This window comes from Qiania dongpingensis (genome assembly GCF_014337195.1).
GTDB lineage: Bacteria > Bacillota > Clostridia > Lachnospirales > Lachnospiraceae > Lientehia > Lientehia dongpingensis.
Genome location: NZ_CP060634.1, coordinates 2578426 through 2600956, shown reverse-complemented (window position 1 = coordinate 2600956; position 22531 = coordinate 2578426). Strand labels below are relative to the sequence as shown.

Annotated in this window: 27 protein-coding genes and 1 riboswitch; of the genes, 4 read left to right on the top strand and 23 right to left on the bottom strand. The window is 50.6% G+C overall.

Annotated elements, in window-relative coordinates:
• Positions 1-43: 43 nt before the first annotated feature.
• From folP to H9Q78_RS12150, 4 genes are all read right to left on the bottom strand, one after another.
• Positions 44-856, bottom strand: a complete 813-nt coding sequence (gene folP / locus H9Q78_RS12165; protein WP_249301992.1) for a dihydropteroate synthase — start codon at positions 854-856, stop codon at positions 44-46.
• Positions 857-874: 18 nt separating this feature from the next.
• Entirely contained in the window at positions 875-1357 is a 483-nt protein-coding gene (locus H9Q78_RS12160; RefSeq protein WP_249301991.1) for an HD domain-containing protein, read from the bottom strand.
• Between the two features lie 153 nt (positions 1358-1510).
• Positions 1511-2065 carry a GTP cyclohydrolase I FolE gene (folE, locus tag H9Q78_RS12155; RefSeq protein WP_249301990.1) on the bottom strand — a complete coding sequence of 185 codons (555 nt, stop codon included), beginning with the start codon at positions 2063-2065 and terminating at the stop codon, positions 1511-1513.
• Positions 2058-3368: a bifunctional folylpolyglutamate synthase/dihydrofolate synthase gene (locus H9Q78_RS12150; protein WP_249301989.1), complete on the bottom strand. Its 1311-nt coding sequence runs from the start codon at positions 3366-3368 to the stop codon at positions 2058-2060. The genes folE and H9Q78_RS12150 overlap by 8 nt, the downstream gene beginning before the upstream one ends.
• A gap of 153 nt (positions 3369-3521) precedes the next feature.
• Between H9Q78_RS12150 and H9Q78_RS12145 the strand changes: the two genes are divergently transcribed.
• Complete coding sequence (locus H9Q78_RS12145; RefSeq protein ID WP_249301988.1) at positions 3522-3944, top strand: putative ABC transporter permease; 423 nt, start codon at positions 3522-3524, stop codon at positions 3942-3944.
• Positions 3945-4008: 64 nt separating this feature from the next.
• Here the strand turns inward: H9Q78_RS12145 and H9Q78_RS12140 are convergent, their stop codons facing one another.
• The 10 genes from H9Q78_RS12140 to H9Q78_RS12095 form a co-directional block, all read right to left on the bottom strand.
• Positions 4009-4776 (bottom strand): SDR family oxidoreductase, encoded by a 768-nt coding sequence (locus H9Q78_RS12140; protein WP_249301987.1) that lies wholly within the window; start codon positions 4774-4776, stop codon positions 4009-4011.
• A 50-nt stretch (positions 4777-4826) separates the two neighbouring features.
• Positions 4827-5885, bottom strand: coding sequence for an NAD(P)-dependent alcohol dehydrogenase (locus H9Q78_RS12135; RefSeq protein WP_249301986.1), 1059 nt, complete (start codon positions 5883-5885; stop codon positions 4827-4829).
• 163 nt (positions 5886-6048) lie between these two features.
• Positions 6049-7167, bottom strand: coding sequence for an ROK family transcriptional regulator (locus H9Q78_RS12130; RefSeq protein ID WP_249301985.1), 1119 nt, complete (start codon positions 7165-7167; stop codon positions 6049-6051).
• A gap of 63 nt (positions 7168-7230) precedes the next feature.
• The gene (hisA, locus tag H9Q78_RS12125; protein ID WP_249301984.1) at positions 7231-8007 is read right to left on the bottom strand and encodes a phosphoribosylformimino-5-aminoimidazole carboxamide ribotide isomerase; all 777 of its coding nucleotides are present in this window, start codon (positions 8005-8007) and stop codon (positions 7231-7233) included.
• Between the two features lie 189 nt (positions 8008-8196).
• Entirely contained in the window at positions 8197-8538 is a 342-nt protein-coding gene (locus H9Q78_RS12120) for a hypothetical protein (protein ID WP_249301983.1), read from the bottom strand.
• Positions 8539-8788: 250 nt separating this feature from the next.
• The gene (locus tag H9Q78_RS12115; protein ID WP_249301982.1) at positions 8789-9631 is read right to left on the bottom strand and encodes an ECF transporter S component; all 843 of its coding nucleotides are present in this window, start codon (positions 9629-9631) and stop codon (positions 8789-8791) included.
• A 246-nt stretch (positions 9632-9877) separates the two neighbouring features.
• A riboswitch (FMN riboswitch) is annotated at positions 9878-10006 on the bottom strand.
• Between the two features lie 100 nt (positions 10007-10106).
• Positions 10107-10523, bottom strand: a complete 417-nt coding sequence (locus H9Q78_RS12110) for a YjdF family protein (protein WP_249301981.1) — start codon at positions 10521-10523, stop codon at positions 10107-10109.
• Between the two features lie 172 nt (positions 10524-10695).
• Positions 10696-12102: an MFS transporter gene (locus H9Q78_RS12105; protein WP_249301980.1), complete on the bottom strand. Its 1407-nt coding sequence runs from the start codon at positions 12100-12102 to the stop codon at positions 10696-10698.
• A gap of 30 nt (positions 12103-12132) precedes the next feature.
• Positions 12133-12795 carry a TetR/AcrR family transcriptional regulator gene (locus H9Q78_RS12100; RefSeq protein ID WP_249301979.1) on the bottom strand — a complete coding sequence of 221 codons (663 nt, stop codon included), beginning with the start codon at positions 12793-12795 and terminating at the stop codon, positions 12133-12135.
• A 150-nt stretch (positions 12796-12945) separates the two neighbouring features.
• Complete coding sequence (locus tag H9Q78_RS12095; protein WP_249301978.1) at positions 12946-14124, bottom strand: iron-containing alcohol dehydrogenase; 1179 nt, start codon at positions 14122-14124, stop codon at positions 12946-12948.
• Between the two features lie 313 nt (positions 14125-14437).
• Between H9Q78_RS12095 and H9Q78_RS12090 the strand changes: the two genes are divergently transcribed.
• Genes H9Q78_RS12090 through H9Q78_RS12080 form a run of 3 tightly spaced genes read left to right on the top strand, consistent with a single transcriptional unit; the run spans position 14438 to position 17141 of the window.
• Positions 14438-15784 (top strand): MFS transporter, encoded by a 1347-nt coding sequence (locus H9Q78_RS12090; RefSeq protein ID WP_249301977.1) that lies wholly within the window; start codon positions 14438-14440, stop codon positions 15782-15784.
• 37 nt (positions 15785-15821) lie between these two features.
• A complete protein-coding gene (locus H9Q78_RS12085; RefSeq protein ID WP_249301976.1) occupies positions 15822-16343 on the top strand; it encodes a methyltransferase family protein in 522 nt (173 codons plus the stop codon).
• 39 nt (positions 16344-16382) lie between these two features.
• Complete coding sequence (locus tag H9Q78_RS12080; RefSeq protein ID WP_249301975.1) at positions 16383-17141, top strand: EFR1 family ferrodoxin; 759 nt, start codon at positions 16383-16385, stop codon at positions 17139-17141.
• Here the strand turns inward: H9Q78_RS12080 and H9Q78_RS12075 are convergent.
• From H9Q78_RS12075 to H9Q78_RS12035, 9 genes are all read right to left on the bottom strand, one after another.
• Positions 17103-17348, bottom strand: coding sequence for a hypothetical protein (locus H9Q78_RS12075; RefSeq protein ID WP_249301974.1), 246 nt, complete (start codon positions 17346-17348; stop codon positions 17103-17105). The genes H9Q78_RS12080 and H9Q78_RS12075 overlap by 39 nt on opposite strands.
• 116 nt (positions 17349-17464) lie before the next feature.
• The gene (locus tag H9Q78_RS12070; RefSeq protein ID WP_249301973.1) at positions 17465-18313 is read right to left on the bottom strand and encodes a MerR family transcriptional regulator; all 849 of its coding nucleotides are present in this window, start codon (positions 18311-18313) and stop codon (positions 17465-17467) included.
• A gap of 79 nt (positions 18314-18392) precedes the next feature.
• Positions 18393-18854 carry a SufBD protein gene (locus H9Q78_RS12065; RefSeq protein ID WP_249301972.1) on the bottom strand — a complete coding sequence of 154 codons (462 nt, stop codon included), beginning with the start codon at positions 18852-18854 and terminating at the stop codon, positions 18393-18395.
• A gap of 121 nt (positions 18855-18975) precedes the next feature.
• Entirely contained in the window at positions 18976-19308 is a 333-nt protein-coding gene (locus tag H9Q78_RS12060; RefSeq protein WP_249301971.1) for a putative signal transducing protein, read from the bottom strand.
• A gap of 11 nt (positions 19309-19319) precedes the next feature.
• Positions 19320-19772, bottom strand: coding sequence for a DUF6773 family protein (locus H9Q78_RS12055; RefSeq protein WP_249301970.1), 453 nt, complete (start codon positions 19770-19772; stop codon positions 19320-19322).
• Entirely contained in the window at positions 19769-19972 is a 204-nt protein-coding gene (locus H9Q78_RS12050; protein WP_249301969.1) for a helix-turn-helix transcriptional regulator, read from the bottom strand. Before H9Q78_RS12050 ends, H9Q78_RS12055 begins: the two co-directional genes overlap by 4 nt.
• A gap of 303 nt (positions 19973-20275) precedes the next feature.
• Entirely contained in the window at positions 20276-21127 is an 852-nt protein-coding gene (locus H9Q78_RS12045) for an SIR2 family NAD-dependent protein deacylase (RefSeq protein ID WP_249301968.1), read from the bottom strand.
• A complete protein-coding gene (locus H9Q78_RS12040; RefSeq protein ID WP_249301967.1) occupies positions 21115-21906 on the bottom strand; it encodes a protein-ADP-ribose hydrolase in 792 nt (263 codons plus the stop codon). The genes H9Q78_RS12045 and H9Q78_RS12040 overlap by 13 nt, the downstream gene beginning before the upstream one ends.
• Positions 21876-22529 (bottom strand): 4Fe-4S binding protein, encoded by a 654-nt coding sequence (locus tag H9Q78_RS12035; protein WP_249301966.1) that lies wholly within the window; start codon positions 22527-22529, stop codon positions 21876-21878. Before H9Q78_RS12035 ends, H9Q78_RS12040 begins: the two co-directional genes overlap by 31 nt.
• Between the last annotated feature and the right edge of the window lie 2 nt (positions 22530-22531).

Below are 22531 nucleotides of genomic sequence, written 5' to 3'. Positions count from 1 at the left end.
CATCCGCGGCTCACCCGCGGGATTTTCTGCCCTCCGGGTCCGGTCATTTCGCGTTCAGAATAGCTTCCGTCATCAGAACCGCCCTTTTATTCGATTTCACGTCGTGGACGCGCACAAAGGCGCAGCCCTTCATGACACCCATGACTGTAGTCGCCAGAGTCCCTTCCAGCCTTTCTGCAGCCGGCAGATCCAGCGTGAGCCCGATCATGGACTTTCTGGATGTTCCCAAAAGCACGGGATATCCCAGCCCCGCCAGTATCTCCAGGTGATTCATAAGTCTCAGATTGTGTTCGTAAGTCTTTCCAAAACCGATGCCGGGATCCAGGATGATCTTATCATCCGCCACCCCCGCTTTTTTCGCGATCGCCGCCGATTTTTTCAGATCGTCTGCCACTTCCTCCAGATAATTCTCATATACCGGTTCCTTCCTGTTATGCATCAGACAGCAGCAGACTCCATACTTCGCGATCACCCCGGCCATCTTCTCGTCATATCTGCATCCCCAAATATCATTGATCAGATGGGCGCCGGCTTTGACCGCCGCCTCCGCCACCCCGCTTTTATATGTATCAATGGAAATCGGCGTTTCAAACCGTTCCTTCACAGCCTCGATGACCGGAAGGACCCGTTCCATTTCTTCTTCATCGGGAAGCACCTCGCCGTACCCCGGCCTGGTGGATTCCCCGCCTATGTCAATGATATCCGCCCCCTCTGAGAGCATGTCCTCCGCATGCTTAAGCGCCGCGTCCAGACGGTTCCATTTCCCTCCGTCTGAAAATGAATCCGGCGTGACATTCAGGATTCCCATGATATACGTGTGCTTTCCAATCTCAAACTCTCTGTCTCCGATCTTCATACTGTCGCCTTCCCGTCCCTATCGTTTGATATTAAAATTTTTCTTTTCCAGAGGCCAGTTGCAGGACGCCTGTACTTTGCAGGCAAAACAGGCCCTGGATTTCTTGTCCGCCGCGTACAAAAGCCTGGCGAGAGGCCGTTCCTCCGCTTCACTTTTGGAACGGTGCCGCCCGACAGCGTCCAGAATCTCCGCGGTCTCGTCTTCATCAAAGCCGCAGTCCTTTAAAACAGTCTCCGCCAGCAGCGCGCCTGCCCGGTCGTGAGGAATCCCCGTCTCATACTGGCTTGCCCGTCCAATGTCATGGAGAAGGGCCGCTGCATATATCATTTCCTTCCTGACCGTAAGCTCTTCTTCCAGCGCCGTGATATATGCCACCCGCGCCACGCTCAGCAGGTGGTCGATATCGTGGCGGCAGTACACCCTGTCCCGCTCCAGGCGGGACAGCTTCTTAAGCTCCCGGATGAAGGTCTCATGCTGAATGATCTGATTCACTCGTTCCATAATCTGCCCATGCCTTTCTACGCATAATCAGAGTAATTATAGCATAGATAAAAACAAAATAAAAGCCCTCCGCCGGCGCATAAAAGGAGCAAAAGCTCCCTGCTCGGCAGCAAGGCTTTTAACTGAGCGGAAACAGTCTTATCCGGCTTTTGATCAGCGTATCATAGAAAATACCCGTTCGCAGAGAGCCGGATCCTCTTTGAATGCACCGCGGCAGACATAGGTCATGGTCTGCGCGCCCGGCTTCCGGATTCCCCGCATGGTCATGCACATATGCTCGGCCTCGATGACGACCATAGAGCCCTTTGGCTTCAAATATGTCATGAGGGCGTCGGCGATCTGCGCCGTCAGCTGCTCCTGAATCTGAGGCCTTCTGGCAAATGCATCCACCGTACGGGCCAGCTTGCTGAGACCCACCACGCGGCCGTCAGGCACATAGGCCACATGGGCTTTGCCGTAAAAAGGCAGCAGATGATGCTCACACATGGAGTAAAGGGCAATGTCCTTTTCCAGTACGATCTCATTTCCGGACGCCGGAAACGTCTTGGAAAGATGCACCGCCACTTCTTCATCGGTACCGCCGTATATCTCCTCGCACATCCGTGCGATCCTGTCCGGAGTCCCGACCAGGCCCTCACGGTTGATATCCTCTCCCAGGCCCTCCAGCATAAGGCGGACGGCCGCTTCGATTTTCTCTCTATCAATCATGGATATTCTCCTTTAAGACATTTGACAGTTCTCCCAGATAAGACAAGGAACCGAACGCCAGAATCACATCCTCTTCCCCCGCCCAGCTCAGGCTGTCTTTCACAGCCTTCGAAAGACTTCCCTTTGCTTCCACCGTCCCGTGGAAGCCGACAGTCTCCGCCTGACCTTCGATACAGGCTTTAAGCGTCTCTGCCGGAAGGGCTCTGGGACTTCCCGGTGTCACTGTATAGATCCGCTCCGCCAAGGGCGCGGTGATTGCTGTGATCTCCCGGTAATCCTTATCTGCCAATATCCCCATTATATATAAAATTCTTTTGTTTGTAAAATACAAGTTTATGGAATCCCTGAGTCTCTGCGCCGCCTCCGGATTATGCGCTCCGTCGATCACAAATACCGGCCTGTCCAAAAGCTTTTGGAACCTGCCCGGCCATACCACCGACGCCATACCCTCGTAAACCGCGCTCACTTCAATATCATAGCCCAATTCCTTAAGAATTTCAACCACTTCGAGAGCCGTACTTGCATTAATCACCTGATATGCTCCAAGAAGAGGGATCTTCACCCCGCGGTAGGGGCCATAATCAAAGACTGTCCCGTCCGCCCCAGTCTCCACGATCTTCACTGTTTCCGGGCGGGATATCCTTAAAGGAGACTCCTTTTCCCTGCATATTCCTCGGATAACCTCGGTCACCGTACTGCTCTGACCGCAGAGGACCGTCGGACGCCCCTGCTTGATGATACCGCCCTTCACGCGGGCGATCTCCTCCAGGGTATTCCCCAGGAACTTCATGTGATCCATACTGACCGACGTGATCACGCTGCAAACCGTGGTCTTCACCACGTTGGTGGCGTCCGTCTCTCCTCCCATGCCGGTCTCCAGCGCCACAAGCTCACAGTTCTGTTCACGGAAATAAAGGAAGCTCACAGCCGTTTCTATCTCAAATGCCGTCGGACAGGAAAGCCCATCCGCTTCCATAGAATCAGCCGCCGTCCGAACCTCCGTCATCAGGCGCGCCACATCGGCCTCCGATATGGGCACACCGTTTATCTGGATCTTCTCACAATAGGAAAAGACAGAAGGAGAATTGTACCTCCCCACACGGCAGCCGGCCGCCCTGCATACCGACGCGATAAAGGCCAGCGTAGATCCCTTTCCATTGGTTCCCGCTATATGGATAAAAGAAAGATCATCCTGTGGATTTCCCAGTCGGGAAAGGAGTTCTCTCATGGAGGAAAGTCCCAGAACAATATTTTTTTTCTTCGTGACTTGATCGATATAGTCGATTGCTTCCGTAAAGTCCATTGTGCTCTCTCTGCTCCCCGGATGTCCGTTCATTAATGTATTATTTGTCATCCATCATTTTATACTATCACGTTTCCCGTCAAAATCAACCTTTCCCGAAGGAAAACCGCTTTTTTCCTGCATATTTTTTTATACATTTCTCATACTAACCCCATGGAAAACAACTTTATTAAATGCGGTCTGGCAGGCTGGACCGCCGAGCTATGTTTCAGCAGCCTGATCTCCCGCACGATGGAGCATGACAAGCGTATGATCGGACAGACCTCTCTCTTTATGTTCCCAATCTACGGTATGGCGGCAGCCATCAACCCGATCAGCCGCACCCTCTGCTCTCACAGCGATCTACTGAACAAGAGCCCTCTCTGCCGCGGAGGAATCTATACCGGATTGATCTTCATCACCGAATACTGTACGGGCTGGCTTCTGCGGAAAGTCGGCCGCTGTCCTTGGGATTACAGCGGCGCCAAGCTCAATGTGGACGGTCTCATCCGCCTGGATTTCGCGCCGCTCTGGTTTGCCCTGGGGCTGTTTTTTGAAAAATATACCTGCCCGTGCAGGAAAAAGCGGCCCTCTTGAAGTGAAAAGGATGTACCGAACAATCGGCACATCCTTTTCCAATGGGTATATTGAAATAATGACTTTAGAAGCAGGTATAAGCGCCGTCCACGATTGCGTCGCTTCCATTGGTATAGCCGGAGGCGTCGCTGGCCAGATACAGTACGGCGGGAATCAGTTCTTCAGGCTTGCCCATGCGGTGCATCGGCATCAAAGGCAGCCACGCATCTTTAAGCTCCTGAGGAGTATCCACAGACATGGGAGTCGCGATATATCCGGGGCTCAGGCTGTTCACGCGGATACCATACTCTGCCCACTCAAGGGCCAGGGAACGGGTCATGTGCATAACGCCGGCCTTGGAAGCGTTATAAGAGCACTGCCACTGGGGAATATTGGCAATGGTCCCGGACATGGAAGCCATATTGATGATGCTTCCGTGAATACCGTTGTCTGCCATGATCTTTCCAACGGCGCGGGCCATGATATATTCGCCGGTCAGGTTCACGTCGATCACTTCTCTCCAGTCCTCGATGGATGCTTCAAAGGTCCCCTGGTGCTTACAGATTCCGGCATTGTTGAACAGCACATCAATGTGGCCCGATTTTTTCATGATCTCAGCCAGCGCTGCGTCCACATCGGCCTCTTTTGTCACATCGGCCCTGACGAAATAACATTTTCCGCCCTCCGCCGTAATCTTCTCAACCGTTTCATCCGCATTGCTTCTCGCAATGATGACTACCTCTGCGCCAGCCTTTGCCAGACCGATGGCAACAGTCTGTCCGATGCCTCTTCCGCCGCCGGTCACGATCGCAACTTTTCCTGTCAATCCAAATACTTCATCCAAATAACTCATATCGTTCTCCTTTTCCATCTGTTTTATGTTCACACGGTTTCATACTTTTGTCATTCTGCTTCTTTGTTGATCTTAATAACTCCCTTTACAATCTCCGCCTTATTGTTGATGCTGTAATCCATCCCCTTCTGTACGTCGTCCAGATCGAAAACATCGGTCACAATACCTTTCAGGTTCACTTTTCCCTCGGCAACTGCTTCGATTGCCATGGGATAGATGTGGCGATAGCGGAATACCGTCTTAAACGTAAGCTCCTTATCCAAGGCCAGACTGATGGGCAGCGTCAGCTCTCCGCTCTTGGAATACCCCACCAGCACGATGGTCGCGCCTTTTTTCGTAAATTCAATGGCCTGTCTGGTGGTGATCTCCGTCCCGGCCGTCTCGATCACGAGATCGCATCCCTTGCCGCCGGTGAGACGTCTCACCTCTTCGACCACGTTCTGCTCTTTTCCGTTTATCACTCCGGTCGCTCCCAGCTCCATGGCCTTTTCCAGACGTTTTTCCATGATGTCCACCACATACACCTTGGACACTCCCATGGCTTTCAGCGCCATCATGGAAACCAGTCCAATGCAGCCGGAACCTGTCACGACCGCAGTCTGTCCGGCATGAGCGCCTCCCTGCTGCGCCGCATGGAAGCCGACCGCCAGGGGCTCGATCAGAGCGCCCTCCAGAGTGCTCACATTTTCCGGAAGCTTGAAGCAAAGATCCGCCTCATGGGCCACATACTCCTGGAACACACCGTCCACCGGCGGAGTCGCAAAAAAGATCACATCCGGACAGAGATTATATTTTCCCTCTCTGCAGAACTCGCAGTGTCCGCAAGTCTTTCCAGGCTCCAGAGCGACCCTGTCCCCGACCTTCAGATGCTTTACATCAGCTCCCACCTCCACTACGACGCCGCCGGGCTCATGTCCCAGCACAAAGGGGGGCTCTACTATATAATCACCAATGCGTCCGGTCTCATAATAGTGGAGATCGGAACCGCAGATTCCTACGTAATCCAGCTTTACCAGCACCTCGTCCGCTTTCGGCGCAGGGATGTCCCGTTCCGTGAACCCCATCTTTCCGATGCCTTCCATGACTGCTACTTTCATTTTGCCTTCCATGGCTTACCCTCCTCCATTCGTGGATGCCAATCTGTTCTCAATGCAAACACTTTCATAAAGCCTTTTATCTAAGTGAGTATATTATCCCACCATCCCCTTAAATTGTCAATACCTCTCCGGCAGATTCCGAAAAAAACCATGCTTTTTTACCCCGGCGCTGTCATTACAGGGAGTCAAAATATTCCTCTACAAATCGAATCCCGGCTCCGATAGCGGCCGCCTCATGCTTATATCGTCCGGTCCTGACATAGTTCTGATCCGACTCAAATATCTGATACTCCAGGATATTGTCCTCCAGCGCCCCCAGGTACCGGTCCATATAGCCTCCTACATAGCCTCCCAGGATCACGTCACAGTCAAAAGCCATCCGCAGGTTGGTGATGGCAATCGCCAGATATCCCAGATAATCTCTCCAGGCCGCCTGATATACCGGATTCTCATGTTCCAGGCCCTGAAAGAAAGCGTCCAGGTCGTCCCCGGCCCACTTGGCCAGCGCCCTTGCGGAGCAGTAGGAATCCATACAGCCTTTTTTTCCGCAGTAGCAGGGCGTCCCGCCCGGTACCAGGATCATATGGCCGAACTCCGCGCTCCGGAAATGTCCTCCCTTATAAATATCTCCGTCTATATAGATCGCCCCGCCCACTGTATTGCTCAGAGACAAGTATATCGTATTCTGCCCGATTCCCCGCAGCTCCGCGTAAGCCGCGCTGTTGGCGTCATTCCGGAAGCTGGTTTCATAGGGAATATACGCCGATACCTTGCCCAGGTCGAACTCCTCCAGTCTCAGCACATGGGACTGGGTCATCCATCTGCGCTCCTCATCCACGATACCGGGAATCGAGATTCCCACTCCCAGAATTCGTTTTCTGTCTGTCCGGCAGGCATCCAGGAACTCCTCCAGCCGGATTCCCAGTTCCCGGTAATAGTCATCCCCGTCTTCAAACGCAGACCGCAGCCGCTTTTTATACCGCACCTTTCCGCTGACGTCCAAAAGCACGAAACTTATGTGGTTCCTGGTGATATCAAGCCCTACCGCGTAACGGATATCCGCGGCGATGGACAATGCCTTCGCTTTCCTGCCGCCTGTGGATTCATATTCGCCCGCTTCAACGAGAACGCCTTCTTCAGAAAGCTCCTTCACCCGCTGCAGCACCGTGGGCATGGAAAATCCCAGGTCGGCGGCAATCTCCTGCTTGGACGCCTCCCCGTGATGATAGATATATTTTGCAATTTTTATTTTATTCAGCCGCTTAGTTTCGGCGTTGCTGATTTTCTGTTCCATGAAAACCCCTTTTCTCCTGTTCCCGCCATATTCCAGCACTGTCATTCTCCCTGATGTCTCTGTCTATTCCCCCATATAAGCGAGTACCTCTTTATATTTCATATTTCCTCCAAAAAGGTCAAGAGCGCTTCCTATGGTCACGTCCACATATCCGCGTCCCAGCTCTTTTACCGCCTGAAGGTCGGAAAAGCTCCCCACTCCTCCCGCATAGGTCACAGGAATCCCGGTAAATCCCCCCAGCATTGAGAGCAGTTCCCGTTCCACGCCGGATGCCTTGCCTTCCACATCCACAGCGTGAATTAAAAATTCATCGCAGCCGGCCGACAGCTGGCTGAGTATCTCCGGGGTGACCGGAACCTCTGTGAATTTCTGCCACCGGTCCGTCACGATATAATATTTCCCGTTTTTCTTCCGGCAGCTCAGATCCAGGACCAGCCTTTTTTTCCCAATCGCTCTGATCATGCGTTCCAGATTCCGTTCCTCCATCCGGCCGTCCCGAAATACAAAGGAAGTAACGATCACATGGGACGCGCCCAGATTCAGAAACTCTTCTGCGTTCCGGTCGTTTATGCCTCCTCCCAGCTGAAGCCCTCCGGGATAGGCAGCCAGCGCTTTTGCGGCCTGTCGCTTTGTTGCCTCGTAATGTTCGGATCCCGCAGGATTCAGAAGAATCACATGACCTCCCCGCAGACCGTCCTTTTTATAAAACTCTGCGTAAAATTCCGCATCCTGCTCTGCCACGAAATTTTCCCTGGCCTGATTCCCCGCATCCTTCAGGCTGCCGCCTATGATCTGCTTTACCTTTCCGTTGTGGATATCAATGCAAGGCCTGAATCTCATCTCCTTTTCTCCTCTCTAACGTCATTGGACAGATGGGTCTTAATGAAATGATACGAAATACTTTTTGGAATCATTTTTTAATAAGCTCAGATCAAACCCCAGTTAGGCACCGGCAGAAGTTCCGGACCGTCACGATTTCGGTTCGCTGGCGATGCAGGGGCCGCTTTATCTCTGCTCCGGCAGTACCGCTCACATGTCGACGGAAGATCCGGATGATTTTCCGTCTCCTATTCGCTCAGAAACGGAATCGGTATTTTTCGTTTCTGCCTCCCTCCGCCTGGGGAACACCGGCCGCTGTCCTGCGGCGTTCACCTTTAGGCCGGCCCGGAATCTTTCTGCCGGTGCCATTTCTGCCGCACCGTTTCGGATGGCTTTCAAAACAACTGGAAGCTTATTTCGTTGCGGGAGGAGAAGCAGGAGGAACAATCCGATTCTATCGTAAGGCAAGTGCTGCAAAACCGTTAGCAGGATCTTCCCGGCTGCCAGCGAGCTGCCTGGATGAAAGTGGATTTCCTCCTGCCTTTCAATCATACAAAGAAAGCTTGTCTGAAAATATTCAAAGGTATACCCAAGGGCATCCCTTAATTCATGCCCTCCGGGCAGGCGCACTTCGTGCGTCAAGGTATACCCAAGGGCATCCCTTAATGCATACCCTCCGGGCAGGCGCACTTCGTGCGTCAAGGTATGTTATAAAAAGCCGGAGGTGTCTGCACCTCCGGCCTTATTCTCCATGTACAGCCTCCTGCCCTCTGTCAGCAGGATCTCTGTCCTTCCATCCGCATTATGCCTTTCCGCCGGATATCTTTTCCAGGTTTTCCGCCTTCCCGGACGTCTGTCTGGGACTGTCGGCCTGCTTCATTATAACACGGATTCTTTTATAAATCAAAACAGTAATTAAGGAAACGACCACACCTTTGAAGAGATTGAACGGCGCAACGGCCAAAAGCACAAATGTCCAAATCCCCTTTATGGCCGGATTGATCGCTGTTCCCATTCCCACAAGCCCGGCCAGGCTGTCTTCGGAAAACAGATGAAGGACATTCATCAGCAGGACGGCCGCCGCCAGAATGGCGGCTTCCACCACAACGCCGACTGCGATGGGATGTTTTCCCTTTTCCCGTCCGTAGAAAAAGAATATGGGAAATGCGATTGCCGCTGTAAAAGCGCCCATTACCAGAAATCCCTGCCATGCTCCTTCAAAAGCCTGTGCATAAGTTGGCAGAAGTACATAGGCGTTCAAAAAGCAGCCCACGGTGGTCATGGTCAGCGTGCCAACCGCCAGGCCAATGACAGCCCCCTTCTTCGTCCGATTCTTCCGATAGATCATCGACGCGGGAATGACCAGGGCACAGCCGATCAAAAGATTCGCCCAGTCTCCCACCCCCATGGTGCTGGAGCCTTTTAAAAGAAGCTTCAGCACCACCTTCAGCGCCTCGATGATAAAACCGGCGGCCGGCCCCATGGAAAAAGCTCCCACAAGAACCGGAATCTCGCTGAAATCAAATTCATAAAAGGGCGGCGCAAACCACAGCGGAAACTCCAGATACATGAGCACCGCCGCCACGGCCGACAGGACCGCGATGGTCACCAGGTTTTTCACAGTAAGTAATTTCGCTCGTTTCATTTTTCCTCCTGTCTGTTCTTCCAGTAAGCATCCCCTGCGGTCTGCAGAGGAAAATCAGAGGACGTACGTCAGTGTGAAATCCAGAGATCTTTTATTCTATTGAAAATACAATGAACTTTCCTATGGAATAAAAAGCCCCGAATACCGTAAAGTATTCGGGGCATATGCTCTGTCATCCTTCTGTCCTCCGGCCGTGCCCACCGTATCATCGGCATCAAAAGCACTATCCTGAGAACTTCTCTGACGCACCTTCTTCTCTCATCCAGACTATACTGTCGGTCCCGGAATCTCACCGGGTCAGCTGCCCTGATATACCAAAGCAGGTCGCGGACTGTCACCGCCGGTGGGGAATCACACCCCGCCCCGAAGAACGTAAACTTTTTTCAAAATGTATTATAACACTCCGCCGAAAAAATTACAAGCAGTACATAATATTTCTGCGACCATTGCTGGAATTCGGAAAAGCACCGGGGCATCATCTGCCCCGATGCTTCTCTTTCTTTTTCTGCTGTTTCAACTGAAATTGACGTTCGCTGACCGCGTCTTTCCGTTCCCGGGCCGATACCTTCCGGGCGGATCTGCGCTGTTCCTGCTGCAGCTTAAGGGCCTCCTGAGATCGTGTGCCAATCCCGCTCCTCTCTGTCTGCCTGCGCGCCTCCCGCTGGATCCGCTTCGGATTTCTCCCCGTTTCCTTCCGTCCCGTCTCCACAGCCGGACTGAACTGCAGCCGGTAATAATGCTCCTTCAGATACTCATACACCTCATAGTCCCTGGGCTCGGCGCCAAAAACGACCCTGCACACCGACAGCTTTCCTTCTGAAACCTGTTCCACCACAGCTACCCAGAATGGTTCCTCAAAAAACACAGTTACCGTTATCAATTCTCTGTCCATTTTCACTCCTCCTTAAAGTTCAATGAACAAAGAACGGACGACCAAGGAGGAAGGCTACTGACAGCCGCCGCACTTCTACGGCCGCTGCGCCCGGACTACCAACCGGGCCGTGTTTTTATCTTTGCTGTCTCCATACTACCGTTGCGGCGGCATTCCTGTCAAGTATTCTGTTTTATCCTTCCACATTCACCTGTCCGCAGGAGGTATCCTCCTGATTCCCTATCTGCATGGATATCCGGCGGCTGAACCAGGCGATCGCGGCGGACAGAAACGCAGAGGCCAGAAATATCCATCCTTCTCTGCCCGCCATCTTTTCAAACAGCAGCCCATAGGTCATCTGTCCCAATGGCTGAGAACATGTGGAAATGGCCAGTATCCAAGAAATCACTTTTCCGATCATGGTCGCTGGAGTCGTCATTTGGATATAGGACATGACTTGAATCGTGAAAAGAGTAGAGCAGACCATGATCAGAAATCCAGAAACAGCGAATACCCCATATGCCACTGAATCAGAGGACCGCAGCAGCAGGACCAGCCCCATCGGGGCTGTGCCGAAACAGCATGCCACCAGGATCTTCCAGCTTTTTTGGATAGTCAGCTTTTTGTTCAGTACGCCGGCCAATATCCCGCCGGCCAAGCCTCCAAGCGCGAGGATTCCCTGCAGATATCCCAGCATCTGAGAAGAGAGACTGGGCGGAAAATCAAGGACCTGTGTGACAACCACGGGAAAACTGATGATGATGAGCGCGGACAAGGTAAAATTAATCATAGCGCAGCATATTGTCATCTTTCCAATCACCGCATTTTCTTTTCCTATGAACCGGACGCTGCTTTTTAAATCCTTCCATGCCGTCCGGATGATCCGCTCTCTCCGCTTCTGCTTCTGAAAAGGAATCGTGATGAATATTTCCATGACCGCCGATACGGTGAAGCACACCGTACAAACGTATAACACCGGCAGGATTCCCCAGATCTGATAGACGATGCCGCCCAAGGCAGGCCCCAGGAGTCCGGAAAGTGACGCGACCATATTGATGACTGCGTTGGCGGACATCAGCCCTTCCCGGTTTACGAGAAGAGGAATACTGGCCTGCACCGACGGCTGATACGCTCCTGATATTCCATAAAGGAAAAATAGGACAATCAGAATCATGAGCACCAAATCCGCTTTCCCATAAAGGACTGCGAACAGAAATACCAGGGCCGCCGTAAAAAAGTCCAGCGCCACCATGATGTTCCGTTTATTTACCCTGTCGGCAATCAATCCTCCGATGGGGGACATTAGGAACATCGGAATAAAGGTACAGCCGGATACCACTCCCAGCAGAGCTGATGAGCCGGTCTCCCTCAGAAGATGAAGCGGCAGAGCAAATCTCAGCACCGCATTTCCGAACAGCGAAATAATCTGTCCGATCACTACCATGACAAAATCCTTTGAAACAATCTGTTGCCTTTGTCCTTCCATAAATAAACCTCTATCCTTCCGATTTGTTGTGTGTCCGCGAGTTTGTCTTGATTTCTTTAATACCAACTGTCGGTATGTATTGGGCCAAAAAAATATTCCTCTTATGCCTTTCATGCCGGTATATCCGGCGGAAACACCGCCGAATCATTCCTCTTTTCTATTTTGTCTGTACATTTCCACATATTTTTCAAGCTGCTCGACCATCCCGTCCTCGATGACATCCACGCCCCAGAGCCGGAGCGTGTGCTGAAAAAACCGCATTTTCCGCACAGCCTCTTCCGGTGTGCAGTGGTAAACCATGGGGTTCAGCCAAATTCCGCCCAGTAAAAGCAGCGTCTCCGAGAGCTCCTTCGGATAATCCGTCACTATGGAACCGTCCTCTATCCCTTCCTGAACCGTGGGAAGTATATAGGATACGGACTCATCCTGTATGGATTCGGCCAGGTAGCGGACCAGAAGCTGTGGATTTTTCAGCATATCAGGAGCGGCCGTGAACATTTCTATCTGGGAAGGCTGATAGACAGATTCATGGAACATGAGCCGGAGCTTTTCTTTTCCGGTGAGGTCCTTCCTTTCCCGAATCCTCTGCATTTTTTCCTCGGACCCAGAATATATATGGTCCGCCACGGCTATCATGATGTCTTCCTTTGATTTAAAGTGATGATAAATAGCCCCCTTGCTCAGTCCGCCCAGGTGATTGATGATCTCCTGAATGGAGGTATGCTCATATCCATTTTCTATAAACAGCCTAGTAGCTGTCTCAATGATCAAATTCCTGGTTTCCTCCGGATATTTATTTCTGGCCATTTCTTTTCTCCTCATACATACCAACGGTATGTTTATTATACATACGATTGATGGGTATGTCAATGACATTTTTCCGGAAACCGTGAGCGCCGTATCCAGCCATCCAAAAGAAGGCAGAAAACGGCGCTCGTATAAAGAAGAATATATTTATTAAAACTCCACTTCGGTCCCGTTATAAATGCAGGTGAACAGCTTTTCCATCGCCGCGGCATCAATCGTTCTGGGATTGGAGCCTGTGCACGCATCTTCCACCGCGTTCTTCGCAATCTCCCCGATTTTTTCCCTGAATTCCTCTTCTTTCACACCGCAGTCCTTCATAGTATTGGGAATTCCCAGATAATCGTTCATAGAGCGGATTTTTTTCTTCAGCCCGTCTACGCACTCCTGCTCCGTGCCGTTTATCCCAATGGCATTGGCGATCTCGGCATACCTTTTGGCCGCTTCGGGCTCTTTTGCGTTATAAGAAATCACATAGGGCAGATACATGGCGTTGGCAAGGCCGTGGGTGATATGACCCGTGGAGAATACCGCGCCGGTTTTATGGGCCATGGAGTGAACGATTCCCAAAAGCGCGTTGGAAAACGCCATTCCTGCCAGGCACTGCCCATAATGCATATCTTCACGGCTCTTCATGTCCCCATCATAGGACTTGATCAAATCACTGTTTACAATCTGGATAGCTTTAATTGCCAGCGGATCTGTAAAGGTACAATGGAGTGTGGACACGTAGGCCTCAATGGCATGGGTAAGGGCATCCATCCCCGTATAAGCCACCTGCTTTGCGGGCAGCCCTTCCACGAGCTCCGGATCCACGATCGCAACATCAGGAGTTATATTGAAATCCGCAAGGGGATATTTGATTCCCTTTTGATAATCGGTGATCACGGAAAAGGCCGTGACTTCTGTCGCCGTGCCGGAGGTAGTGGGAATCGCCGCAAATTTTGCTTTTATCCTCAGCTCCGGGAAATTGAAAGGTATGCAAAGGTCCTCAAAGGTAGTCTCCGGGTATTCATAAAATGCCCACATAGCCTTCGCAGCGTCGATTGGAGAACCCCCGCCCATGGAAATGATCCAGTCCGGCTGGAATTCTCTCATGGCCTCCGCCCCTTTCATGACCGTCTCTACGGAGGGGTCAGGCTCCACCCCTTCAAACAGCTTTACTTCCATATCTGCTTCCTTCAGGTAATTCACAGCCTTATCCAGAAATCCCTGTTTCTTCATGGAGCTTCCTCCCACTACGAAGAAAGCTTTTTTTCCTTTCAGGTTTTTAAGCTCTTCCAGACATCCTTTCCCGTGGTAAATATCTCTGGGTAATGTAAATCTGCTCATATGATCCTCCTTCTGCTCTGCAAGTATAAATAGGTTTTTATTGTTAAGTATTTGTCAATTTCGAGTTAATTATACTGGTAAAAGCTGAGATTTGTGGATATTGTTCTGCGCTGGACTAAATCTGGAAAAGATGATACATTAATTATGAGTTTTATTCTATCACAGAAAGGCGGGATACCTATGCGTCTCTGTATTGACGGCGCTCCATGCAGAGTCTGATCAGCGGACGGATTTGCATGGAGACGTGTTTCTTTACGTCCGATCGGGCTTTGCATTTTAATATTATAAATATATTAAAAGGAGCAAAGTCATAATGAAGAAATCAAAAAACCCATTTTACGGATTACATACGTTTATCCTTTTATGGATAACTCAGGCTTTTTCCACTCTGGGAAGCTCCATGACCAGTTATGCGCTCGTCATCTGGTCATATCAGCGGACAGGCTCCGCCCTGACCACTGCGATGCTTTCCATCTGTTCCTATGCCCCCTATGTGCTCCTCAGCATTTTTGCCGGCGCACTGAGTGACAAATGGGACAAAAAGCGCACCATGCTCATCTGTGACAGTGCGGCCGCCGCCACTACCGTATTGGTTCTGGCGCTTCTCGGCACCGGCAGGCTGGAGATATGGCATTTATACCTCATCAACGCTTTGAACGGCCTTATGAACACCGTACAGCAGCCCGCCTCTGACGTGGCGGTCAGCCTGCTGGCGCCAAAAGAACAGTACCAGCGCGTCGGAGGGATGCGTTCCTTTTCCAACTCCCTGGTGACGGTCCTGACACCGGTCATCGCGACCACGGTCCTTTCCTTTTTCGGGATGACCGCAGTCATTCTCTTCGACCTGATCACCTTCGTCACAGCGTTTCTCACCCTCGCCCTTTTCATCCATTTTCCCAAGCAGAAAGCAGCGCCGGAAAACGGCGCCGGCTCTCTGTGGGATACAATGAAAGCCGGGCTGGTATATCTTCGAAAAAACCGCGGCATCCTGGATCTGATCCTGTTTCTCGCTGTCATTAATTTGATTGCGTCCATGTATAATGCCGCGCTTCCTGCCATGCTCCTCTCGAGGAACGGCGGAAGCCAGACGGCTCTCGGCCTGGTAAACGCCTGCACAGGTCTGGCGAATCTGGCCGGAAGCGTCTTCATGTCCTTCTGCCCTCCTCCCAAGAGCCGGATTCGCGCCATCTGCAATGCCCTGTTGTTTTCCATGAGCACAGAAAATTTCCTGCTCGCTTTCGGACGCAGCCTCCCGGTCTGGTGTACAGGAGCCATTCTGGGATGGCTGTTCATACCGGTAATGAATACCAACATCGACGTGTTATTCCGTTCTCGCATCCCCATTGAGATGCAGGGACGGGTCTACTCGGTCCGCAATACCCTTCAGTTTTTCACCATTCCCTTGGGATATCTTCTCGGAGGCCTGTTCGTGGATAACCTATTTGAGCCATTCATAGAAGCCCGGCCGCAGGGCAGTTTTTTTCTCGCCCTGTTCGGCCGGGGGAAAGGCTCCGGAGCCGCCATGCTCTTTCTATTTCTCGGCTTGACAGGTGTCCTGACATGTTTAGTCTTCCGGAAGGACAGATATATATGGAGGCTGGAAGGCCTCCAGAAAAAAAGAGACATAAATCATAGCCGGAAATTCGGCAGAGTATACTGAGAATCACAGGCAGCGTAGAAAAGGACGTGAAAATTCAATGAATGGATTCTTCTTGTTAATACCATTTTTCCTGATAAGGTTCGGACTTCTTTCTCATTTGAGCAGAGGCGCGGTAAAACGCGCGGCTTATTTTCCTCCTGTGGTTGGAAATGAGAAGACCGCCTATTGGATATATCAGATCTCAAATATCGCACTTATGGTGTATTTATGCTTTCTCACTGTTAATATGGATTTTTCCTGGCTGTTTGCCGCTGGTGCCGTCGTCTACATATCAGGCCTTTTTTTCTGCGCGGTCTCCATGATTAACTACGCTGCCCCTTCCGCCTCGGGGCTAAATTCCAGCGGTCTTTACCGTTACTCCCGAAATCCCATGTACGCGTCCTATTTTTTGTGCTTTTCAGGCTGCGCCCTGCTGACAAGATCGCTGCCGCTGGGAGGAATCGTGCTCGTATTTATATTTTCCACCCATTGGATCATTCTTTCCGAGGAAAGATGGTGTTTGGAGAAATTTGGAGAGAGCTACGAACAGTACATGAAAAAAGTAAGACGGTATCTTTAATAATCACAGAAATCCTCTTTTGAAAACAGGAGACGAAAAATGATAGGAGTTTATTTAAGCGGAACGGGAAACACCGAACATTGTATAAAGAAATTGGTCTCGCTTCTTGACCCACCGGCAATAACCATACCCCTAGAATCGGAACGCGTTATCACAGAAATAATCAGAAATGACATAGTAGTTTTGGGATATCCGACCCAGTACTCAAACGCACCCTACATGGTCCGGAATTTTATAAGTAAAAATGCCTCTCTCTGGAAAAACAAAAAAATATTTTGCATGGCCACCATGGGAGCGTTCAGCGGAGACGGCGCCGGCTGTACCGCAAGAATATTAAAAAAACACGGAGCCGTTATCCTGGGAGGACTGCATATCCGCATGCCTGATTCGGTATGTGACAGTAAGCTGCTCAAAAAGACCAAGGAGCAGAATAAGCAGATCCTTTTAAACGCGGATAGAAAAATAGAACAGGCTGCAGCCATGATTCGCGAAGGGAACTATCCGAGGGAAGGAATCACGTTCCTCTCTCATCTGGCGGGCCTGTTTGGACAAAGACTCTGGTTCTATGGAAAGACGAAGGGGTATTCTGACCGGCTGAAGATAAGCAGCGCCTGTATTGGCTGCGGAATCTGTTCCTCTCTCTGCCCCATGAAAAACCTTTCAATTGTAAACGGAAAAGCCATTCCCGCCGGAAAATGTACCATGTGCTATCGATGTATCAGCAGCTGTCCCAAACAGGCGATTACCTTGCTGGGAACGTCAGTGCAAGAACAGTGCCGCTATGAAAACTATATTTAATACCCCAGATAATAATGCCGCCCCTTGGCGCAGTCCTTCCCCGCTTTCCATGGCTTTCAGCAACACCTTTTTTCTCGACGCGACCGGCAAATCGAGGAAACAATCCAGCAGAAGTTCCGGAGAACGGTCTGCTCCATACCCTGTATGCTCGATCGGTATCAAGCCTCCGTTTTCAAAGCACGGAGAAGTAACTGTCAATTTCTTCATATCACACTCCTATTAAAATTTTGGCTCAGTTTTCAATGGTGAGATTGAGACACTCAGAAAATAACCGCAGACCCGCTGATATCAATGCGGGTCCGCAGTATCTCACATATCAATAATCAGCTCTTGTAAAATTCAAGAATCGCTTCTCCGATATATTCGGATGCGCCTTCCCCATACTGCTGGTCCAGCGCTTCCTTCATCCTTTCGTCGGTCCGACAGGATTCTGCCAGCTCCTTCATCAATTTGCTCACATCCTTCATCTGATACAGCTGTTTGGAAACAAAATCATATTCGCCTATCAGCGCTTTTACTTCAAAAGCGGACACATCTGTGCCTTTCTTATCTGCCAGCCTCCTGTAGATTGCATCGATCCGGTTCTGGTACGCCTGCATGATCTCCGAACTGCCCGGATTCTTTACCGATTCTTTGACGGATTCCTTATCCCCGTACCACTCCACCACTTTCTGAAAATTTTCCTGCGCCTGCTGGCTGCCCGCACTTTCCAGGAAATGCTTCCGGAAATTTTCCAGCCCGCCATATCTTTCGGTGAGGACTTGAACCTGCTGCTCGTCCATCTTCCCGACCATGGACTGATACATTTCTTCGATCTCCGTCTCATCAAACACTTCAAAATTCATCCGATTGACTCCTTTCAGAATATCATCAATGCCGGATATCAAACGGTCCAGCCGTTCTCTCTTAAGCTCCAGCATCTTCCTCTGGCTCTTTAATATCCGTTCCTCATCAAAATCAGGATTCTCCATGACTGCCTTTATTTCTTTTAACGGCATGTCAAATTCCCGGAAAAACAGTATCTGCTGCAGAGTCTCCAAGGCTTTATCGTCATAAAGCCGGTATCCCGCCCCACTGTAGACAGTCGGCCGCAGAAGGCCGATCTCATCATAATAATGAAGCGTGCGCACGCTGATACCCGTCAGCTCTGAAACTTCTTTCACTGTTCTCATCGATGCTTCCTCCTGACCTTGATAACGTCACTCTACACCATGACGTTCCGTAGGGGTCAATACTTTTTTGAATGATTTTTCAATTTTCCCCAATAACGCGCAGTACATCCGCTATGTCCTTTTCCACCAGCCCTCTCATGCTCTCTTTATATTTCTCCGTATCCGCCGCAAGAAGCGCCCGCTTTATCCGCGGAATCCATTCTGGACGGGCGGAAATCATTTTCTTGAGGCCCCCGATACATTGTCTGGCAGTGACCGGCTTTTCATCTTCAATGTGGAGCAGATATTTGTCCAGGATCCGGTCCATTTTTCTCTCCTCGTCCCACTGGGCATTTTCTGCCAGCAGGAGCAGTCCCCTGTTTCGAACATAAGAGCTTTTTGAATCCAGCATTTCTGCAAATCTGTCTGTATAGAGATACACAGCATCCGATTCGCCGGACAGTTCCTCCAGCCGCTTAAGGGCTGCATAGCCCGCATTATGGTCTTTGCTCCAAAGCAGAGAAACCAAATTTTCCATATGCTCCATATTAGCCCACTCCATATTGTCGTCCTTTCTCTTGATCTCTGGCCGGACTGCCTCGGTATTTCCATATCAGAATCCCTTTTTACAGGATATCATCGGGAACATGACGGCGGCATGTCTTGTTTTACTCGGTTTCTTTCTATAAAAATAGAATGGGAATTACTACACAGAGAACAACTACGACGGCCAGCAAAATCCAGCCGATTGTTTTCTGGCCCTTAGAATAGGCACGGCGGCCCCCTCCAGAATTCGTACTGATGGGCTGGAAGCCCTCCAGGATTTTTTTCGCTGTATCCAGGTTTTCCCGGGAGACCAGGATCTCTTCACCTGTGATCGAATTTCCCATATAGACGTCCATGACCCCGCCCTTCCTGACGGCGGGGATTCCGTTTTCTTTCAGTACCTGCAGTATCTGCTCCGCCTCTGTCCTGCCCGCTGCGGAGACCAGCATCACTAATTCCTGTCCTTCCATGAATACACCCCCTATTCGGAATACTTTTCCTCCTGTTTCCGTTTTCGCATCTGTGCGGCCTTTTCCAAAGTATACAGGCAGATAAAGCACAGAACGGCTATTCCTGCAAAAAATATAACGGTATATTTGGCGACGGCTGCATTTTCACCAGCTTTTTGTACGATGATACAAGCATATAACGCCGAAAAGAGGCCAGAGCACACGACGCTTCCCAGCGCCATCTGCCACACCGTCATTCCGCCGCCGTTCCTGGTCCAGATGCCGCTTTTGATACATCCGGCCAGATAGACGATACCGCCCGCGATCAATATGGCCGTTTCACCCGCGACATCCTCCAGCCTTCCCTTTCCGGCCAGCTTTATCAGAATAACCGCCGTACATAGGATAAACATGACATAAAAGCTGACGGCGCCTGTTCTGGCGGAAACCTGTCTCTGCCTTTCGTCCAGACCTTTTTCTTTCATCTAACCCCCTCCTCCCAGAACAGATCATCCAGCGTCTTGCCGAGTTCTCTGCAGATCGCAATGCACAGCTTGAGTGTAGGATTATAATCCCCCGCCTCTATCATCCCAATGGTTTGTCTCGTCACGCCGACTCGTTCTGCCAGCTCAATCTGCGACAAATCTTTCTCCATCCTTGCGATTTTCATTTTCAGGTTTTTCATCCCTCACCTCTTTGTTTCTATCCTTTCCTGTCTTTATTATATTCTTTCTATTTACGCATGTCAAATATATCTTGCATTTATATAGTATATATGGCACCCGACAGAGCAAAGATTATTAAGCAGGAAGTAACAAAAGACCGGCAAGCAGCCGGCCTTTAATAAACTAGTATGCAGTTTTACAGATGAGCTTTAAAACGTATGTCATGCAGTCCATTGTTCCACGCCTCCCTCATGGCAGGGGAAAGGCTTGGATACGCCGTCTTTCTAGTTAAGATCATCAGTACAAACGGCCTGTTTATTCCGTCATAGAGAGCGTAGTTCCTTCAATGCCGCTCCTATATCACAATCCAGACAAAAGCTCTGTTTTTGAATCTCGCGGGGGACATAAGCCTCCCCTCTGTTAATACAAATGTAATTTGCCAGGGGATTTCGCCGGACCTGCTGCCAAAAGGGATATTTGATAATGCCCGGCGTGTTCATTCCTACACCCAATTCCAAATAAAGAACAGACTGGCCCTGATGGCGGCGTACAAAATCCTGATACCGTCCGGCAGCCTGATGCCATCCCTCATCCTGTACAAAGGTATCGTCGCAGCGAAGGTTCATGGTCATCGGCGCGCCACAGACAGGGCAGCGCGGTACAAGTTCCGTTGGAATTTTCATATTCACTTGCTCCGCCCTCATCTGACGGACAGTATCTTCATTATCATAGGTTTTTTCGTGACAGGGCCGGGAGCACTGCCACAGACCATAATCCCCCTGTGTATAGAACAGGCGCTTTTTATCGAAGCCGGCTTTTTGAAAACAGTGATCCACATTTGTAGTCAGGACAAAGTAATCTTTGTCTTCCACCAGTGAAAACAATTCCTCATAAACCGGCCTCGGCGCATCCATAAACCGGTTGATCCAGATATATCGGCTCCAATACGCCCAGTATTCCTCCAGCGTCTCATACGGATAAAAACCGCCCGAATACATATCCCGGAAACCATACTTTTCCCGGAAATCCGCAAAGTACTTTTCAAAACGCCTGCCGGAATAGGAAAAGCCGGCCGAAGCAGACAGCCCGGCGCCCGCCCCGATCAGTATCGCACCGGTCTCGCCGAGCAGCTCCTTCCATGTTTTCTGTCCTATATTAGTTTTCAGTGACTGCATTGATAACCTCCCAGCAATTCCATATAAATCTGAAAATCGGTATCTTTATAGACATTGAAAACAACCCTCTGTATCCGGCTGTCCGCCCGTAAAAAACCTTTCACGGTTTCCACAGCAATCTTAGCCGCTTCTTTACCGGGAAAATGAAATTCTCCCGTGGAAATACAGCAGAATGCGATATTCTTAAGCCCACTGTCCGCCGCCAGCTCCAGACAGGATTGATAACAGGACGCCAAAAGCGTTCTGTCTGTCTCCGTCGGCTCTCCTTGTACGATCGGGCCTACCGTATGAAGCACATACCGGCAGGGCAGATTATACGCCTCTGTGATCTTGGCAGCCCCTGCCGGTTCGTCTCTTCCCTGTTCTTCCATGATATGTTGACAGGCCAGCCGGAGCTGCACTCCTGAGGCAGAATGTATGGCATTGTCAATACATCTGTGGCAAGGTATGAAACAGCCAAGAAGCGATCGGTTAGCCGCGTTCACGATTGCATCCGCCTGCAAAGTGGTGATATCTCCCCTCCACAGACAGATTCCCTCCTGTATCGGAGACAGCTCCGATACGGAAACTACCCCTTTGCGGTCCCGCTCTTCTATCAGATATGCGTCCTGAATCTTTAAAAACTCATCTGTGACCGGTTCCGGCGGGCGAACATTCATCAGAGAACGGAACAGGCGCTTTTGTTCTTCTGTGGACCGCGGGATCTTAAGCCTACTATACTTGGCGTTTTCCTTGATCAAATACTGTATCAGATAGAGCAATCGTTCCTGCTGTGACATGATTTCCTCCTCGCGATCGCCTGCTGCGGACAGATTTCCGCACATTTCCCGCAGTGCAGGCAGTGTTCCTGCTGAATCTTCACCGGGCGGGCAGAAATATCGATGCACTTCTGAGGACATACGGGTAAACAAAGACCACAGCCAGTACATTCCTCCGTTACATCCATTTCATTTGCGGCCGCCCTGGCGCCTCCAAAGGAAAAGCTCTCCCGGTAAATGGGACGGCAGCTCAGATCGAAGTACTCCCCGCTGCCTTCATAGATCTGAAAAACGGTCAGGGCCGACCGGCTGGTCTCAGTGGGATAGATCTCCACCATATAAGGATTCTTCTTAAAAATCTTCGGCAAAAGCGCGCCGCCTGTTTCCCGAACCTTCCCCCGGATGGTGATGGACTGGCTGGACATGGTATCTTTTCCTCTCAGTCCCGTCAGGGATATAAACGGATCCGCACACAGCCGCTCATAAAAGGACTTTCCCCTTGCCGTCAGAAAATACACGCTGTCTTCGTCCGACAGCATGATATCTACAGCGCAGGTCACGGGATGTCCGTCCTTATCTGCCGTCGCAAATATCACCGAATGAATGTCCTCCCTTAAGATCTGCAGATATTCTTCCGCACCCATCG

Coding starts and splice junctions, on each gene's coding strand:
- folP (WP_249301992.1), bottom strand. CDS start 856: ATGAAGATCGGAGACAGAGAGTTTGAGATTGGAAAGCACACGTATATC.
- H9Q78_RS12160 (WP_249301991.1), bottom strand. CDS start 1,357: ATGGAACGAGTGAATCAGATCATTCAGCATGAGACCTTCATCCGGGAG.
- folE (WP_249301990.1), bottom strand. CDS start 2,065: ATGATTGATAGAGAGAAAATCGAAGCGGCCGTCCGCCTTATGCTGGAG.
- H9Q78_RS12150 (WP_249301989.1), bottom strand. CDS start 3,368: ATGGACTTTACGGAAGCAATCGACTATATCGATCAAGTCACGAAGAAA.
- H9Q78_RS12145 (WP_249301988.1), top strand. CDS start 3,522: ATGGAAAACAACTTTATTAAATGCGGTCTGGCAGGCTGGACCGCCGAG.
- H9Q78_RS12140 (WP_249301987.1), bottom strand. CDS start 4,776: ATGAGTTATTTGGATGAAGTATTTGGATTGACAGGAAAAGTTGCGATC.
- H9Q78_RS12135 (WP_249301986.1), bottom strand. CDS start 5,885: ATGGAAGGCAAAATGAAAGTAGCAGTCATGGAAGGCATCGGAAAGATG.
- H9Q78_RS12130 (WP_249301985.1), bottom strand. CDS start 7,167: ATGGAACAGAAAATCAGCAACGCCGAAACTAAGCGGCTGAATAAAATA.
- hisA (WP_249301984.1), bottom strand. CDS start 8,007: ATGAGATTCAGGCCTTGCATTGATATCCACAACGGAAAGGTAAAGCAG.
- H9Q78_RS12120 (WP_249301983.1), bottom strand. CDS start 8,538: ATGATTGAAAGGCAGGAGGAAATCCACTTTCATCCAGGCAGCTCGCTG.
- H9Q78_RS12115 (WP_249301982.1), bottom strand. CDS start 9,631: ATGAAACGAGCGAAATTACTTACTGTGAAAAACCTGGTGACCATCGCG.
- H9Q78_RS12110 (WP_249301981.1), bottom strand. CDS start 10,523: ATGGACAGAGAATTGATAACGGTAACTGTGTTTTTTGAGGAACCATTC.
- H9Q78_RS12105 (WP_249301980.1), bottom strand. CDS start 12,102: ATGAAAGGCATAAGAGGAATATTTTTTTGGCCCAATACATACCGACAG.
- H9Q78_RS12100 (WP_249301979.1), bottom strand. CDS start 12,795: ATGGCCAGAAATAAATATCCGGAGGAAACCAGGAATTTGATCATTGAG.
- H9Q78_RS12095 (WP_249301978.1), bottom strand. CDS start 14,124: ATGAGCAGATTTACATTACCCAGAGATATTTACCACGGGAAAGGATGT.
- H9Q78_RS12090 (WP_249301977.1), top strand. CDS start 14,438: ATGAAGAAATCAAAAAACCCATTTTACGGATTACATACGTTTATCCTT.
- H9Q78_RS12085 (WP_249301976.1), top strand. CDS start 15,822: ATGAATGGATTCTTCTTGTTAATACCATTTTTCCTGATAAGGTTCGGA.
- H9Q78_RS12080 (WP_249301975.1), top strand. CDS start 16,383: ATGATAGGAGTTTATTTAAGCGGAACGGGAAACACCGAACATTGTATA.
- H9Q78_RS12075 (WP_249301974.1), bottom strand. CDS start 17,348: ATGAAGAAATTGACAGTTACTTCTCCGTGCTTTGAAAACGGAGGCTTG.
- H9Q78_RS12070 (WP_249301973.1), bottom strand. CDS start 18,313: ATGAGAACAGTGAAAGAAGTTTCAGAGCTGACGGGTATCAGCGTGCGC.
- H9Q78_RS12065 (WP_249301972.1), bottom strand. CDS start 18,854: ATGGAGTGGGCTAATATGGAGCATATGGAAAATTTGGTTTCTCTGCTT.
- H9Q78_RS12060 (WP_249301971.1), bottom strand. CDS start 19,308: ATGGAAGGACAGGAATTAGTGATGCTGGTCTCCGCAGCGGGCAGGACA.
- H9Q78_RS12055 (WP_249301970.1), bottom strand. CDS start 19,772: ATGAAAGAAAAAGGTCTGGACGAAAGGCAGAGACAGGTTTCCGCCAGA.
- H9Q78_RS12050 (WP_249301969.1), bottom strand. CDS start 19,972: ATGAAAAACCTGAAAATGAAAATCGCAAGGATGGAGAAAGATTTGTCG.
- H9Q78_RS12045 (WP_249301968.1), bottom strand. CDS start 21,127: ATGCAGTCACTGAAAACTAATATAGGACAGAAAACATGGAAGGAGCTG.
- H9Q78_RS12040 (WP_249301967.1), bottom strand. CDS start 21,906: ATGTCACAGCAGGAACGATTGCTCTATCTGATACAGTATTTGATCAAG.
- H9Q78_RS12035 (WP_249301966.1), bottom strand. CDS start 22,529: ATGGGTGCGGAAGAATATCTGCAGATCTTAAGGGAGGACATTCATTCG.